The organism is Nonlabens sp. Hel1_33_55 (assembly GCF_900101765.1).
Classification (GTDB): domain Bacteria; phylum Bacteroidota; class Bacteroidia; order Flavobacteriales; family Flavobacteriaceae; genus Nonlabens.
In genome coordinates this window covers 640,353-657,389 of sequence record NZ_LT627735.1, presented here as the reverse complement: position 1 = coordinate 657,389, position 17,037 = coordinate 640,353, and the positions used below count along the sequence as shown (strand labels likewise).

Sequence of the window (17,037 nt, the reverse complement as noted above, 5' to 3'; positions counted from 1 at the left end):
TAAGATATAGAACCATTCCCATAAATATATTCTTTATTAAGATCATTTGATTTTGACCCTTTACTATTAAATGGTTACTTCACAAAAACCAATAATTACTTCACAGAACTACTGTTGCTGATCGGTTGCCGGTAGGATTATCTATTGATATTCTAAGAAAATCAAATAGTATTGCGTTCTAATTTTTAGCAGATATAGTGATGAGTGCTCTAATAATTTGACTTGAGCTTATCCGTAAAATTTTTGAAAACTACTATCAACAATCATAAAAGAGATAGTTCATGCACTTGTCTTATCTATTCATTATTTGACACATACATATGGCTTAAAAGTGATTTCAGTATTTTAGACCACACATTTGAATCAACTCCATCCATTTGATCGTTACAGCTCTCAATTTTATAAATACTATAATAACCAGATCTAAAATGCTTGTCATCCACTGCTAGTGCTGATGGTAGCTTCCAACCCAACTCAATATTATGTTACAGATTTTATCCTTTGTAGGTTTTACGGCGCTGGTCGCGATAGTATCATATTTCGCTACTCGCAAGACAGATGAATCCTCTTCAGAAGGTTATTTTCTAGGTGGCCGTAGTCTGACAGGAGTTGTGATTGCAGGATCACTACTATTGACCAACCTAAGTACAGAACAGATCGTAGGGCTTAATGGAAGCGCGTACCGCGAGGGAATTCTAGTAATGGCTTGGGAAACGCTTGCTGCCATTGCGATTGTTGTCACCGCTTTATTCCTATTACCTCGATATTTAAAAGGTGGCATAACAACAATTCCTACCTTTCTAGAAACACGTTTTAATAAAAGTACCAAAGCCATTACATCAGCTTTGTTTTTATCTGGTTATGTGGTAGTTCTTTTGCCTATAGTTCTCTACAGCGGTGCACTGGCGATAAATACCATGTTTGATGTACCAGCACTATTGGGCGTTACTAAATCCTCAGCCTTATGGATCACGGTTTTTGCTATAGGAATTATAGGGTCCATTTATGCGATTTTCGGTGGTTTGAAAGCCGTTGCTGTTTCAGATACGATCAATGCTGTAGGTTTATTGATTGGTGGATTGATGATACCGGTTTTTGGGTTACTAGAAATAGGCAACAATAGTATTAGCGCTGGAATCGATCGGCTATTAAGTGAACATCCAGAAAAATTTGACGCGATTGGTAGCGCAGATAGTAGCATACCTTTTGCTACGATATTTACAGGAATGATGTTGGTACAGCTCTTTTATTGGGGAACCAATCAGGCCATTATACAGCGTGCATTAGGAGCCAAAAATCTCAAAGAAGGTCAAAAAGGAATGCTCTATGCCGCGATGATCAAAATTTTGGGACCACTCATCGTGGTATTACCGGGAATCATCGCCTATCATTTGTTTAGTGGTGATCTAGCTGTACCTGATGAGGCCTATCCCAAACTGGTTACCAGAGTACTGCCTGCGTCGCTCGTCGGCTTTTTTGCCGCGGTTTTGTTTGGTGCTATTCTTAGTTCGTTCAACAGTGCACTTAATAGTAGTGTTACTTTGTTTGGTATTGATATCTATAAACAATATATCAAAAAAGATGCTCCAGAAAAGCAAGTGGTTAAGGCTGGGAAAACCTTTGGAATATTCCTGGCATTTCTCTCCATGTTCGTGGCGCCGTTCATAGCAAATGCACCAGATGGACTTTTTGGTTATTTACAGGAAATTAATGGCTGTTATAGCATTCCAATTTTGACCATTATCGTTGTAGGCTATCTTACTAAATACGTACCTGCCAAAGCTGCAAACATTGCCCTAATCGCAGGTGTCGTGCTTTATAGCATCAGCCAGTTTGCTCTCAAACCTTATATGATTAGCAAGGAATTTGAAAATAACAAAACTGAACTTCTGGCTCTATCAAATAATATATCAACTGAAATCAATCAATTTAATTCTCCAACAGACAGTCTGTACACCACAACCTTAATCAATTTAAATAGATTAAGAACAGATGAGAATCTGGAGACAAACACTGCTACCATAATAGGATCTATCAATAAAATACAAATGAACGCTAGTGAGCAATTAGTCGACTTGCCAGAAAGCTATCTGGAATCGAGCAGCTTATTTTCACAGCGAGTGAACGAGATTAAAGTAAGCGCCTACCCACATTTTCTGCACGTCATGGCGATCCTGTTTGTACTCAATGTCCTGATCATGCTACTCATAGGGAAAATGAATCCACGGTCTGTGGCGTTTGAATTACAGTTTACAAAACAAGTCGATATTACACCATGGAGACATGCTCGTTGGGTTAGCGTGATTATCATCGTCGTGGTTTGCGCCAGCTATGTAATTTTCTCATAGCTCCTTTTTATTACAAACAGATTTCGTTGGCAAAAGTATGGATGATTATATCGCTTTCGCGAAAGCGAACTAAAGTCAAACACTAACAACACAAGTAATCGTCCCGATCTAGGTCGCAGGATCTCGTTTGAAAATCTTGATCAGATTGAAAATCATTATACAAAATACAACCCATATGAATCCGGCAATGAAGCCGCCTGCAACGTCTGACGGAAAGTGTACGCCTAAGTAGATTCTACTAATACCAATGCTTAAAATGAGAATTAAGAGCAGTAAAATAAGGGTTGTCCTAAAGATTTTGCTGATCGAAAACTGAAACACAAAATAAATAAGCAATCCATAAAATGCCATCGCCATCATGGCGTGACCGCTGGGATAACTCAGGGTTTCTACCGTTACAAGATGTTCTGCATCTGGTCTGGCTCGATTGATCGCCTGTTTCAATATCAAATTTGAACTAAGTGCGAGAACCATGACCATCGCAAATTGTAAAACGTATTTCCAGCTTTTGAAAAAAAAGTAAAACAACAAAGTACACGTGGTGAATGCGATCAGATAACCTACCGTATCCCCCATATTTGTAACAAAAACAAAATAATCAGTGAGTGCTGGAGTGCGATATTGCTGGATGTATTCAGAAATGGAGCGATCGTAGTTGGCCAGATATTCTGACTTCAAAACCTCAGTCAACTTAATGAATAACTTGACGCCACCAACGAAAGCAACGCTGGTAATTACAACAATAATGATGTAGGCAAGACGGTCATCATATCTCTCCATTGTTCGAGAGAGAAAGTTCTTTAGGTACCTGAGAAGTTTAAGTAATTGTTTTTGCATCGACATTAATTTCCAATCGACAAAACTAAGCCGATTAGCATTACAGCATTTCTAATATTTTCACAAGGCTGGTCTAAGTCTATAACCGAATTGTAACTTCTATTACTTACTTCTAAAATTTGCTTTTGTTTGAAAAGACTTACAATTTAATTATGATGCTAGCTTTTGAAATAATCGGAAATTCAGCTTTATCATAACTGAGGAAATAATCAACTCTGAGCGTTTGTAAAATTTAAAACACAGATTACTAAATTAAAAAACTATGAAATTATCTAATCTAAAAGACTGGCTTTATTGGGATGCATCAGCAGCTACCATTATTGTTATAAGCGTCATTGTAATCTTCCTTGTTCTAATTCTTATCACTAGAATTGCTGGATTGAGGACCTTCTCAAAAATGACCAGTTTTGATTTTGCTACGACGATTGCCATAGGTAGTATTTTGGCATCTGTTTCCATTTCACCATCAACCTCTATAGGTAATGGTGCTGTTGCATTAATAGCTATTATTCTCTTTCAGGTTGCGTTTGCGTATCTACAACGATATTCCAAGTGGTTTAGAAAAACAGCTACCAATGCTCCTATTCTATTAATGGCAAACGGTAAAATCATCGAAGAAAACCTTGCCAAAACCAACCTTCATAGATCAGAGCTCATAGCAAAACTGCGCGAAGCAAACGTGTTGAAATTTGATGAAGTTAAAGCCGTTGTCTTTGAAAGCACCGGCGATGTTAGTGTTCTACATGGCGATCCAGAAACTGATCTAGAATCTAGATTATTGGATTTTCTGGATACGGATAAGGAAGAGTTTGTTTAATAATAAAGCCACTTTTTCGATTATTGAAAAAATGGCTTTTATACTATAACTATATGATTTATCAATTAAAACTAATCAGTTGATAGTTCTACTTGTAGGATATTGGCTTTTGTTTTCTTACTTGACTCATTGGAAATATAAAGTTTTCCATCTTTACTAAAGGTTATTCCTTCAGGCTGTTTGAACTCATTGTCGTCAAGTTCGATCACCTTTTTTATGGTTCCATCCTTCTTGAGAATCACCAATTTTGGGTCGATTCCTTCTAATATGTAAAACTCTCCTGTTACTGGATTCACCGCAGCATCTGATGGACTAAACGTTTTATAAACTTTCTTTTCTAGATAGTCGACAAATGCGTCATCTTCCATATTGATCTTGACCATTGGTTGAGCATCTATTTTTCTGGAATCTAGATTGATCTTGTACATCCCTTTAAACTCGTCCACTCTATCGCGATCCTTTGGAGCTGTTATTAGATAATTCCCATCACTACTCATAGCCAATGTTTCCATGTTGTTTTTGGAAGAAAACTCGGTTTGATATGTCAATGTTTTAGAGTTTCCGCTTTCGCGAAAGCGTTCTACCTCAAAGATCTTCCCATCGCTACGCATCACATAGGCTGTACCTTTGTTCACTGCAATGCCTTCATAATCTCCGTTATCTGCAAAATGGATGTTCTGCACGATTTTTTCACTCTTGAGGTCATAGATAAATATCTCACCTTCCTCATCCTGAACGCAGGCCATAGTGCCATCTGGAAGCCAAGCGATACCGCTTATTTCTTTCAAGTAGCCTGGCATTTCCCATTTCTGAACTACCTTATATTCTGCAGATTCATTAACCTTAAATGGTTCATCATCAGTTCCCAAACCTTGAAAAGCTAGCACGATAATGGCTAGTGAAAGTATCAAGGCCGCTGTAATCGTATATTTAAGGGTTTTCATAAGAGTGTAAAATTGCAATATTTATAAACGAAGCATCAAAAATTAAACCTAAAGTGAAAAAATAGGGATAGCAGTACGCTTATTTTTAATAAACCGAAATCTGGTCATGGGAAAATCTGGAAAAGAAAAGAATACCAAAAATAAAAGCAAACATTCCAAACTCATCAAAAGGAAGAAAAGCAAACTAAAAGCCGATAAAGAGGCTCGAGCAGAGCGCTTGAAAAATCTTCAAAAAGCCTTGAAAGCCAGCAAGGAAAACCCTGAATAAATTCAAAATTGTTTTTGAGATATCCTCAAATCAGAGGTTCAAAAGCATTTAAAAAAATCGCGAGCCTAATGACATGATATCGTTAGGCTCGCAATTCTAAACTTATCTAAAAGCTTACGTCATAGTTGCTACTTGATAAAAAGCACGACATTTCTTGCCGTATGTTCTAAGGTTCGCAACCAGTCTTTCAATTCGAGAGACTCTTCCTTCTCTCTTCACAACTTGCGTTCTGTAAGGTCTCATAATTAAAATATTAGATCATAAAGATAAAATAATATACCTTAAATATACATTTAGTTAACCTTAATTTTACATTGAGTATTTAATTTATTGTTTTTCAGTTAGTTGTATATCACCGTCAATAACAATATTCACCTCATGAATGGTTGCTATTCCAGCATTTCCTTCATTGGCAATAAAAATTCTACCTTCTGGAGTTATGGTAATACCTTCAGGTTGAGCAAAGTTTTTGGTATCCAGAAAAATAATATCCCTAACAGAACCTTCTCTGTCCAGCACCATCAATTTTGGGTGAATACCTTCAATCATATAAAAGTCTCCTGTTTGTGGGTGTACCGCTATGTCAGATGGGCTAAATCTTGTGCGTACAGCCTTTTGCTCATCCCTGGAAAACAGGCTATCATTCATTTTGATAGTGATGAATGGGCTTGTAGATGTTTTTTCAGTGGTAGGATTGATCTGATAAATTCCTTTGGAGTTTTCGTTTTTGTCTTTTTTCTTGGGAATGGTCAGCAACATATTGCCGTTCGCATCTGTAGCGAGCGATTCCATGTCATTCCTTGCCGTGAAGTTGGTTTGAAAATGAGAGGTAGATTTTTGTTCGCTTTCGCGAAAGCGTGACACTTTATACAATCTACCATCGCTGCGCATCACATAAGCATCGTCATTGATCACAGCTATACCTTCATAATCACCAGGTCCAGCAAAATTGATACGGTCAATTATCTTAGACTGTTGCAAGTCATATATGAAGATGAGTCCGTCCTCATCCTGTACGCAAGCTATCGTGTTGTCTGACAACCACGTAATGGCGCTGATCTCTTCCAGTTCTCTAGCAAGTGGCCAGGTCTTGACTATTTTATAATTTTCTGATGCTTGTATAGGTTTATTGTGCGATACAAGCACATACGCCAAAACAGCGATCAAAATCATACTAAAAATCACAACGGCTACGGTCGCTTTGACGCTTTTCATATTTTCACTTTATACAAATATCCACGATCTGTAGTTTTTTGAAACGGAATCGCTGTTAAGTAATTCTAAATGATCTGGGATTAACTCTCCATTTCAACCGATTTACAAAGCAGTGCTTTAATACCTAGCATATAGCAAATTTGAAGTTGTAAGGACAAAACCGCGGTGACCATTAAGAGTGATCTAGAAAATCAGCCTATCGCTTTAGGGAAAAATGACCTTTGACAACGCTGCCGTTTTCTAATTCCAATCGATACCAATAATCGTTAGATGGTAAGGGTTCTCCATTAAATATACCGTTCCAGCCTTGAGATTGAATCGACAAGTCTGCCAATAGTTTCCCATATCGATCAAATACAAACAGTTTTGAATCTTGCTCGAGCACTTCCAGTCCTTTGATATTCCAGTAATCGTTATAGCCGTCGTCGTTAGGCGTAACAAATTGCGGGATTCCCAGCGTGATAACCTCTATTGTTTGGGTCCAACAGCCACCGGTATCTCTCAGGTTGATCTCGTGAATTCCGTTACCGGTTTCAACACCACGATAGGTATAAGTGAATCTATCATTGACTTGATTCATATCAAACCATAAACCATTATCCAACATAACTTGATAACTAGCATCGTAACCTGACGGTGCTTGAATCTCTATATTTATGACATGATTATCGAGCACAGCAGTTAATTCTGCTGTTGCAGTAGCTTCAATAGGATCCTGAATGGTTTCTACTACAGCTATATCGCTCGCCGTACAGCCGGTCGTTTTATTAATAACCTCTACCCTATAAATTCCAGCTTCATTTACTTCTAGTTCTGCATCTGTATTGGATAATGTTTCAGAATTGTCGTCTCGTTCTACAGTCCAGATGAAGTCATAGTCATCCACAGATAAGTTTGTAGTTATAGTAGTTGTCAAAAAACCTCCAGCACCTGCGGCACACAAAGAAACCGATGTAGGATCAATTATTAGATCTGGCGCTGCAAACAATTCAAAGCTTAGACTTGTAGTAGTATAGCAGCCTGATGTTGCATTGGTAACCCGAGCAAAAAACGAGGTTTCACCTGTTGTTATTTCTACAGCTGAAGCCATAGGATTGATCGAATTATCGGCATCATTTTGAGTTTGATGGTAGGTGATTTGTAAATCATTGATTCCCATCGTGATCTCGTTGTCATAATCCGTTAAGTTGATGGGTTCACTTCCCAGACCGTTGGTAGGCTCATCACATAGTTCCATTTTGATATCTGCCGCTGCAATGGGCGCTTCGTCTACTGTTATTTCAATTTCTTCTGTGGCGCTTGATATTGCAGCTCTGCTGGCTGGATCAGTTGCGGTAACCTGATATGTAGTTGTAACGGACGGTAATACTTCAATTTGTTGAGTAGTAGCAAAAACGCTGGCGTCTCCATTCCTACGCCATTCATATGTGTACTCTTCATTATTATCTGATGGCGATGGCAATGCGTTCAAAATAACCATTTCCGTATCATTATCACAGATGGAAGTTGTGGATGCATCTACGGTTACCGTAACATCACAAACAGTCAAATCCAATTGAAAATCGGTTTGTGTAGAGCAATTGCTGGTATTCTCGTCATAGATATAAATCGTCAGTGGATAATTCAAGGTTTTGTCCACATGAATTGTATCGCCCTCGTTATATCTCGTACCGTTCCCATCAGGTTCTGTATAATAGGCTTCGTTTCCAGATAGTTTTGTTCCTGTTATTTCAGGAAAAACGTAGGTCTCACAGACCAGAACTTCTGCCATTGAATCTAACAATGGTGTAGCATTGATCGTTACTTGAAAGGATTCCTGACTTTGACAGCCCGCGGTGCTGTCTGGTTCACCATAAATATAAAAGGTCAATGGATAAGTTTCTACATCATCATAGTCGATGCTGTCACCGGTAACAAATCTTGTCCCGTTGCCGTCGGGCTGTGTGTAGAACGCCTCAGTTCCAGATAAATCGTTCCCAGTGATTTCTGGAAAAGTGAATCGATCACAATAATTGCCGTCTGGAATATCGTCTATGGCTCCAGAACTCCCATCACCTGAAATGGTAACAATAGCGGTATCTCTTGTAGTATTTCCATTAACATCTGTTACAGTTACCTCAACACTATTTTCTCCAGCATCACTACAGAAAAACGTATCTCTACTCAATTCAATACGATCAATCCCGCAATTATCAGAAGCTGGACCATCCAACACATCTGCAGAATCAATAGACACAGATGAGCTATTATTTAGTGACAATGTGATATTACGGACGGTAAATTGCGGATTTTCCTCATCAAGAACCGTGACGTTGAACGTACAACTGGTTTCAACACCGTCATCTCCAATCGCGGTGAAAGTAACGGGAGTAGTCCCAACAGGAAAGAAGCAACCAGATTCCAATCCATCTGTTTGTTTAATCGCCGTAGGTGTGAATCTGAAGTTATCGATGCTGGTGTCTACTAGACCACCGGTCTCAACCCACTTCATAGAGGTAATGTTTTGCCATTCAGGTGTGTCTGGAAAATCTACGTCGCCTGTTTCTGTTGGAATAAATTCTGTCCCGCAATCGCCTGTTGAAAATTTCATATTGGTAGTACAAACGTAAACCCGATTAGGTGTGAAAGGCTCACCATTATTATAACTCCATGTATTTCCAGTATTTGCGTGGATCAAAGCTCCTTGTTTATTGTCACATGAAAGAGACTGCGGCGCATCAATATGATCCCGATCAATCCCATCAAGGCGCATACCTTGCTCTTCATAAGTTACCGCAAAATTATTATCGCCATTGAAAGTTAAAATGATCTGTTCCTTAGAAGTGACTCCGCTTATCGTCGCATCAGGAAAATTCACAACAGCTCCACATTCGCCAGGATCTGCACTCACGACTATGTCAGATGGACAAGATATGGACGCGGCAACCGGACGTGTTTCATTTAAGTCACTGGGAAAAGTTCCAACAGCAACACTGTCTGGCTTGGATATCATTCCAGCCAGAACTAGTAGCGTAGTAAATAAATGTATCGTGTATTTCAAGTGATCGCTATTCGAGCCTGTGTACAACGATGTACACAAAACAAAAATAGGTCAAAGCAATCATAAACATCGATTAAAGGTTGAAATACAGCGTATTATTACACTTAATCGATTTTATTATCGGATTCAATATCCAAACAGCACAAACTCACTATGAATATTAATGAAATAAATAACTAAAGTTAACTATTTGCACAGATGATGATGTGAGTTCGCTTTCGCGAAAGCGAAATATTTCAACATCATACCAACAAGATAATTACGGCTGAAATGCTAGTTTCTCTTCAACTTAAAATGGAAGGTACTACCAACTCCTAGCTTAGAATCTGCCCAGATTTTACCATCGTGAAGCTTGACAATCTTTTCACAGTGAGCAAGGCCAACACCGGTTCCTGACTGTTTGTGCCTGGCATTACCGCGATTGAAAATGGTGAAAATGTTTTCCAGATCATCCTCTGCAATTCCCAAACCATTATCTGTAACCGTGAATACATTGAAACCGCCATCCTGGAACGATGAAATGCGTATATCTGGTGCCACACCTTCCTTAGAATATTTGATAGCGTTACTTATCAAGTTCTGAAACAATAACCTAAGTTCTGTTTTGTAGCCTTTAATGTTGGGAAGTTTTCCATTATGAATCGTCGCCTTGCTGGATTCTATTTTCTGGGAAAGATCATACTTGACAACTTCAATCAACTCATCAATTTTGACATCTGTTTTTTCAGCATTCTGTCCTAATTTGCTGTGCTCCAACAATGCCTTAATCTGGTCACTCAACCTACCCGAAGCATCATGGATATAAGAGACGTACTCTTTGGCTTTCTCTCCTAATTGATCATTGAACTTGTTCATTAGGAAATCACTACCAAATCGAATTGTACTCAACGGTTCCTGTAAATCGTGGGAACAGATCGATACAAATTGCTCCAGTTCTTTATTCGTATGGATCAACTCCTTTTTCTGAGCACGCAGTTGATTCTCGATCTTTTTGATTTGAGAAATATCCATTAAAGTACTACGCGTCGATTCAGTGCCGTCTGGAGCTTTTTTAAGATTGGAGTTTAATAATACGGGAATATGTTCACCAGATTTTGATTTGAACTCTACTTCAAAATTTCTTACCTCACCTACTTTGCGCACTGTTTCAATAGCTTTACTGGCTTTGGATTTACTATTTTCAGGAATAAAGTTAAAAATAGATTTACCTATAACTTGCTTTTTATTAGTGAAGCCCAAACGCTTGTAGAACTTTACGTTACACTCTAGAAGAATTCCAGTATTTGGATTGACACTTGCGTGCATCACTGGATCTGAATCATAGAAATCCTTGAATTTCTTCTCACTACGTTTTAGGCTTTCTTGCGATAAGTGTATTTCTTCAATATCTATAAAGCCAATTACGACTCCTTCTATTTCTTTACTCACACCCCAGAATGGGTTGATTCTTTTTAAGAAGTGACGGCCACTTTTACTTACGATACGTTTATCTACACTCTCACCAGTCTCAATTACCTTTTTAGCAATCTCAACAAGATCATCATCTTTTTTATCTCCAAAGTTGAGCGTGAAATTATCAATGTGTCGACCTACATCCTGTTTTAGTAAACTGAAGTGTTCTTTGATGGATGGCGTGAATTTGCGTATCATCAAATCCCTGTCTAGATAAACAACACCTATATCTGTACTCGTCAATAGGTTATCCATATCTGCATTGAGCGATGCCAATTCATCCATTTTCTGGATGTGTTCATTGTTAACGGTATGCAGTTCTTCATTAACACTTTGCAGCTCTTCATTCGTACTTTGCAATTCTTCATTGCTTGCTAGTAATTCTTCATTACTAGCTTGCAGCTCTTCATTACTTGTTTCTGTCTCTTCAATCGCACGATTTAAATCTGACTTGACTTGTTCCAGTTCTTCCTCAAGATCTGTAATGCGATTTGCGGCCGTTTCGCTCATGGAAGCTGTCTGGATAATGGTATTATCAGCTTCTGCCAAATCACGCTCGATGATGGTCACTACATAATTTTCTTCCTTGCCCATCTCTGAATGGGTGAGTGGCAACACCATGATATCTACAAGACTTTTCTCATCTCTGTTCGCAACATTTACAAAAATCTTCTCATAAATAATACGTGACTCTGATTTTCTTGCCTTGCTAACCGCTGTTTTGACAGGAATCTCAAAATCATCTGGAAGAATCTTTAATAGATCTGTTGTAAATCCTTGTTCTGGAAATTGTGCATATCGAGCGAGGTTACCTCTAGCCTCGATGATGTTGAATTTATTATCAATTTGAATGGTGGTTGCGCTAAACTGTTCAAGAATTGCTGCACTTAAGGATTCTTCTGCCTTACGACGACGTCGGGATCTTTCAGAAATTTCTGGAGCTTCAGAAGATTTCTTTTTCTTTTGCGTTTCAGAGGTGAAATTAAAAGCACTAATATCTTTGATATGTCTATTGCGACTTCTATGAGTCGTCTTCACATTGCGGAATATCTTCCACTTACGGCTTAGATCCTCGTAATATTTCTGTTCAGTTCCTAAATTCTCGCTTGGTCCCAACATTAGAAAACCATCCAATTTCAAGCTGTAATGCAAGACCTTTAAGACACGTTGTTGTACAGGATTTTGAAGGTAAATTAATAGGTTGCGACACAATACCATATCCACATTGCTAAATGGTGGATCCTTGATGATATTATGGTTGGTAAACAAAACAGATCTTCTGATCTTGTCGTTTATCTTATAACTATCATTCTCTTGTTTGCTAAAATAAGATGCGATATAGCTCACGTCCATATCAGCCAGTTGATTAGGCTCATAAAGTCCTTTTCCTGCTATATCTAGATGTTCTTGAGAAATGTCTGTTGCAAAAATCTTAAGCTTAAGATTGCGCTCCTGCTTTTTGCATTCCTCAAAAATGAGCATAGCGAGCGTATAGGTTTCCTCACCCGTATTACAACCTACATCCCATATTTTAATTTCCTCACCAGGATTTTTGAATTTGACCAGTTCTGGAATAACATGCTTGCGCATTACATCCCACGCACCTTTATCTCTAAAGAATTTAGTAACACCTATTAAAAAATCTTTATGTAATTGATCTACCTCATCTGGATGATCCTCTAAGTAATTATAATAATCACGTATGGATGTCATTTGCAAGATTTTCATCCTGCGGCTCATGCGTCTTAGAAGCGTCGGCTTTTTATATTGGTTGAAATCCAGATCTGTTGATTCCTGAATAAGATCGAGAATATGTTTGAGGCTTTTTTCATCGACATTGGCAAACTCCTGCGATGCATCCATTAGACTAGGTGAAGAAAAGAATTCTTCAATCTCCTGATACATTTCTTCTACAGGAAGGACAAAATCTGCAAGATTGGTACTGATGGCACTTTGAGGCATTCCCTGGAATTTTGCCTGATCCAATTGCTGTACCATTACAAGACCACCATTTGCCTTGATATATTTAATACCACTGGATCCATCGCCTCCAGTACCACTTACTATAATCGCAACGGCATCTTCCTTATAGTTAAGTGCCAATGATTCAAAAAAGATATCGATAGGAAGATTGAGCTTTTTACCAGATGGCTTATCGACCAATTTTATTTTTTTGTTCTCTAATTTTATATTTTTCGCAGAGGGAACTACGTAAATATGATGCTTGATAAATTCATCACCATCAACAGCTTCTGTGATTGGGATGGAGGTTTTCTTAGAAAGCAGCTCATCTGTAAAGCTTTTATAATCTGGCGATAGGTGCTGGACTATTATAAAACTATACGGGCTTTTTTCTGGAATATTGCTAAAGAATTCTGTTAGCGCTTGTAATCCACCAGCACTGGCTCCTATGGCAACAATAATATGTTTGTCTTTTGGCTCAGTTTTAGGATTCATTGGCAAGAAATTATTCGTAAAAATCCTACAATTTTACCAAACTTTACTATATGAGAGCACTTAATGTTAGATTGTTTAACAAATAGCATTCAAAGAATTAAAAACGTGAACATTGCGGCACCATAGAATTCAAAAGTAAATATGAAGTTATGAGAGATTTAATTTATCTCGCTTTCGCGAAAGCGAACTCATTCAACCACTACTCTACTTCTTTCATTAATTCCTTGATAGCACGATCCAACTGCTCGTCAATACCTTTGCTAATACTAGCAGGCGTATTTTTTACTTGAATCATGGGATTAGTCTGGTTATTTTCCATCCAGTCGCCGTTGATATCCTTTGCACTTACCGGCACAACGCCCCAACGAGAGCCATCTGGCAAGCGTTCCCAACCCGCAAAACTGCAGGTTCCAGGTGTAGGCATACCTACGGTAGTTCCAATCTTGAGATCACTATATCCTGCAGCAAAACAATGACCATCACTGTATTGTGCCTCGTTAATCATTGCAAGTGTAGGTTTAGTCCATCGCGAGGTAGGTTCACCACCAACTACTTTCTGCTCTGTGGCATACGTGATAAATGGCTGGCCCGTAAAAAATGCAGCTAGATCTGCCACTAGATCGCCGCCGCCATTGAATCTGGTATCTACAATAACACCATCGCGACCGTGATATTTACCCATCATCTTATCATAGACATCACGGTATGGACCATCGCTCATTCCTGGAATATGCACATAACCCAACTTGCCGTTACTCTTTTCAGCAACTTCTTTCTCATTGGTTTTTACCCAACGTTTATATAGTAGACCACGTTCCTCACCTAGCGAAATAGGCTTTACAGTAACAACCATATTCTCCTTTTTATCTGGGTCGCTAATCTCCAATAAGGTGAACTTGTCTTTCTTACGGTTCAAGTATCTCGCAACATCAGCACTGGACTGGATTTCCTGACCGTCGATTTTCTCGATCACCATTCCTGGCTTAATATCAAATTTTGCCTTATCAAGTGGTCCTGCTGTGAGGATTTCCTCGATTTTGATTCCGTTATCCTTGTAATTGTAATCCATGAAGATTCCTAGCGATGCGGTTTCATCCTCATTATCTATGGAGTAACTAGCGCCTTTGGCGCCAGCATGAGAAACGTTGAGCTCGCCCAGCATTTCAGAAAGTAACTCTGCAAACTCTGTGCTGTTGCCTATGTAAGGCAGGTGCTTTTCATATTCGGTTTTCATCTGGTCCCAATCGATACCGTGAAAATTTGAATGGTAAAAGATTTTATTGGTACGCAGCCACACGTGGTCAAACATCGCCTGACGTTCTGCAACGGCATCATATTCCATCTCACCAGAGATGTCCACGCCTTCTTTCTTCTCCTTTTCAGGATCAATTTTAGAGATCTTTCCACTGCTGAGTAAAAAGAGGTTGTCTCGATCTGCATCCCATTCCAGATTCCCTGAGGATGCACCTAATTTCATTTTCATTTTAGTTTCTTGAGTGCGCAAATCGGTTTCCCATAAATCCAGCTTATCCTCAAATCTTGTGAGATAGTATAATTTGTCATTTTCCTTAGAAAGAACTGCGTCATTCAAGTTAGAAGAATGAATCGTGAATTTCTTGACACGATCCTTTATCTCATCCCAATCGAAGGTCAAATCCTTTACAGGCTCATCTTCTTTTTTATCCTTATCCTTTTTGTCTTTCTTTTTATCGTCCTTGTCGTCATCAGACTTCTTTTCTGAAAGCTTTTTGATTTCTTTCATCAAGTCATATTCTTCCTCACTCAAATTGAATTCATCCCAAGCATCTTGAGTAAAGAACATACTGTACACATCGCTTTGAGTAGAACCACTGGTGGCATAAGATTTCAAGCCATCTCTATTTGAAAACCAAAGCATCTGTTTTCCATCATTGACCCATACTGGATTGGAATCGTAATAACCACTATCATTAAGATTGACTCTTTTGGAACCGTTTGCTGCCATGAGCAATACATCGCTATTACTTAAGGAAAGGCTCCAATCTACTAACAACCATTTACTGTCGGGACTCCATCTAAAGTACTTATCACCATCGCTCATATGAAAAAGCTCTTCTGGAGTTAGCAGCGTTACCTCATCACCAGATTTCACATCTTTTACTTTAAGCGTTTTTCGATCTTCTATAAATGCGATCTTCTTACCATCAGGTGAGTATCTCGCTAGATAATTGTCCTTCTCATTTTCAATTACCGGAGTTTCCTTAAGCAAGGTGGATGCAAAAAAGAAAGGCTCTTCTTTGCGTTGTATTTCGGTTTTATAGATACTCCATTTTCCATTACGCTCACTGCTATAAACCACCGATTTCCCATCAGGTCCCCAAGTCACGAATTCCTCCGCTTCAGGAGTGTTGGTCAATCTCTTTGTAAATGATTCCTCGACTGAAGTGACAAACACCTCGCCGCGAGCGATAAAGGCAATTTCCTTACCATTAGGTGACACTGCCATTTCCTGTACACCACCATTTACTGAAATAAACTTGTCGCTATTGCCTATTTCTTGAGTTGTTATATTGACGGCCAATTTCTGTGGTTGCTCGCCTTCTTTCATGGTGTACAATTTACCATCGTAACCAAAGCTCAACGTACCATTTCCATAACTTAAAAATCGTACTGGGTGTGTTTTAAAGTCAGTTAGTTGGGTGGATTTGGTAGGATTGTTCAAGTCCATTTTGTAAACGTTGAAACTGCCGCTTTGTTCGCTTAAATAATAAACCGTCTGGTCATCATCTCCATAAACTGGTTGGCGGTCTTCACCGTTATAATTCGTTAGCATTGTGTGCTTATCGGCAGCCAAATCATATGACCATAAATCCCTGGCTATACTTGAGGTATGATGTTTACGCCAGTCGTTCTCACCACCTTTTTTATCGTGGTACAAGATGGTCGTCCCATCGCTGTTGACGGCAAGAGCTTCTGCAGGAATAGTAAACAATTGGTTTACTCGTCCACCGGCAACAGGTACGGTGTACACCTCAGGTTGTGATCCTGTAGGGAATTGTCTGTGTTGAGCGGTGTCCTGACGCAAACCGCCGAAATAGATTTGTGATCCATCTGCACTAAATGTGTAAGGCTCCTCATCGCTCGAGTGATACGTCATACGAGTTGCGCCACCGCCATTAGCACTCATTACATAGACATCAAAATTGCCGTAACGATTAGAGGCAAAAGCAATGCTTTTCCCATCCTTGCTCCATACGGCCATATAATCATGCGCTTGATGAAATGTCAATTGTTGGGCATTACCGCCATTGGAAGAGACCTTGTACAAATCACCTTTATAGGTAAACGCAATCTGAGATCCATCTGGAGAAATGGAACTGTGTCGCAACCAACCAGCATCGTTTTGAGCTGCAGCTATAATGGATACACAAAACGAAAAGAGAAAGAGTAAATTTTTCATTGACTTGAATTATAGTCAGCAAGATAATTCAAAAACGAATATTGGAACTGTGCGTTTCTTTTGAACAACGTGCCAGTAAAATAAAAATGAATTGGTGGATTAGTTCGCTTTCGCGAAAGCGTAAAAGTCGAAAGGAATGGAGAAAATATACCCCAAAAAGGGTATGGCGTTGCATTCATTTTATGATTATTTTGGCAATTCGGTAAATCCGAGGAGAATT

9 protein-coding genes are annotated in these 17,037 nt (G+C 38.9%); 3 read left to right on the top strand and 6 right to left on the bottom strand.

What is annotated here, in order from left to right:
* The first annotated feature begins 482 nt into the window (after positions 1–482).
* The gene (locus BLO34_RS02875; RefSeq protein ID WP_090752431.1) at positions 483–2,348 is read left to right on the top strand and encodes a solute:sodium symporter family transporter; all 1,866 of its coding nucleotides are present in this window, start codon (positions 483–485) and stop codon (positions 2,346–2,348) included.
* Positions 2,349–2,456: 108 nt separating this feature from the next.
* Here BLO34_RS02875 and BLO34_RS02870 read toward each other — a convergent pair whose 3' ends face one another.
* A complete protein-coding gene (locus tag BLO34_RS02870) occupies positions 2,457–3,128 on the bottom strand; it encodes a phosphatase PAP2 family protein (protein ID WP_231959543.1) in 672 nt (223 codons plus the stop codon).
* A gap of 319 nt (positions 3,129–3,447) precedes the next feature.
* On the opposite strand from BLO34_RS02870, the gene BLO34_RS02865 reads away from it, so the two are divergent.
* Positions 3,448–4,002, top strand: coding sequence for a DUF421 domain-containing protein (locus BLO34_RS02865; RefSeq protein WP_090752428.1), 555 nt, complete (start codon positions 3,448–3,450; stop codon positions 4,000–4,002).
* Positions 4,003–4,073: 71 nt separating this feature from the next.
* Here the strand turns inward: BLO34_RS02865 and BLO34_RS02860 are convergent, their stop codons facing one another.
* On the bottom strand, positions 4,074–4,946 hold the full coding sequence (locus BLO34_RS02860; protein WP_090752426.1) for an SdiA-regulated domain-containing protein: 873 nt from the start codon (positions 4,944–4,946) through the stop codon (positions 4,074–4,076).
* A 106-nt stretch (positions 4,947–5,052) separates the two neighbouring features.
* Between BLO34_RS02860 and BLO34_RS14650 the strand changes: the two genes are divergently transcribed.
* Positions 5,053–5,214 (top strand): hypothetical protein, encoded by a 162-nt coding sequence (locus tag BLO34_RS14650; protein ID WP_172823945.1) that lies wholly within the window; start codon positions 5,053–5,055, stop codon positions 5,212–5,214.
* A 327-nt stretch (positions 5,215–5,541) separates the two neighbouring features.
* Here the strand turns inward: BLO34_RS14650 and BLO34_RS02855 are convergent, their stop codons facing one another.
* From BLO34_RS02855 to BLO34_RS02840, 4 genes are all read right to left on the bottom strand, one after another.
* A complete protein-coding gene (locus BLO34_RS02855) occupies positions 5,542–6,429 on the bottom strand; it encodes an SdiA-regulated domain-containing protein (RefSeq protein ID WP_090752425.1) in 888 nt (295 codons plus the stop codon).
* A 196-nt stretch (positions 6,430–6,625) separates the two neighbouring features.
* Complete coding sequence (locus BLO34_RS02850; protein ID WP_157686632.1) at positions 6,626–9,469, bottom strand: T9SS type B sorting domain-containing protein; 2,844 nt, start codon at positions 9,467–9,469, stop codon at positions 6,626–6,628.
* Between the two features lie 273 nt (positions 9,470–9,742).
* Positions 9,743–13,378, bottom strand: a complete 3,636-nt coding sequence (locus tag BLO34_RS02845) for a CheR family methyltransferase (protein WP_090752422.1) — start codon at positions 13,376–13,378, stop codon at positions 9,743–9,745.
* A 199-nt stretch (positions 13,379–13,577) separates the two neighbouring features.
* Positions 13,578–16,817 carry a S41 family peptidase gene (locus BLO34_RS02840; protein WP_090752420.1) on the bottom strand — a complete coding sequence of 1,080 codons (3,240 nt, stop codon included), beginning with the start codon at positions 16,815–16,817 and terminating at the stop codon, positions 13,578–13,580.
* Positions 16,818–17,037: the final 220 nt, after the last annotated feature.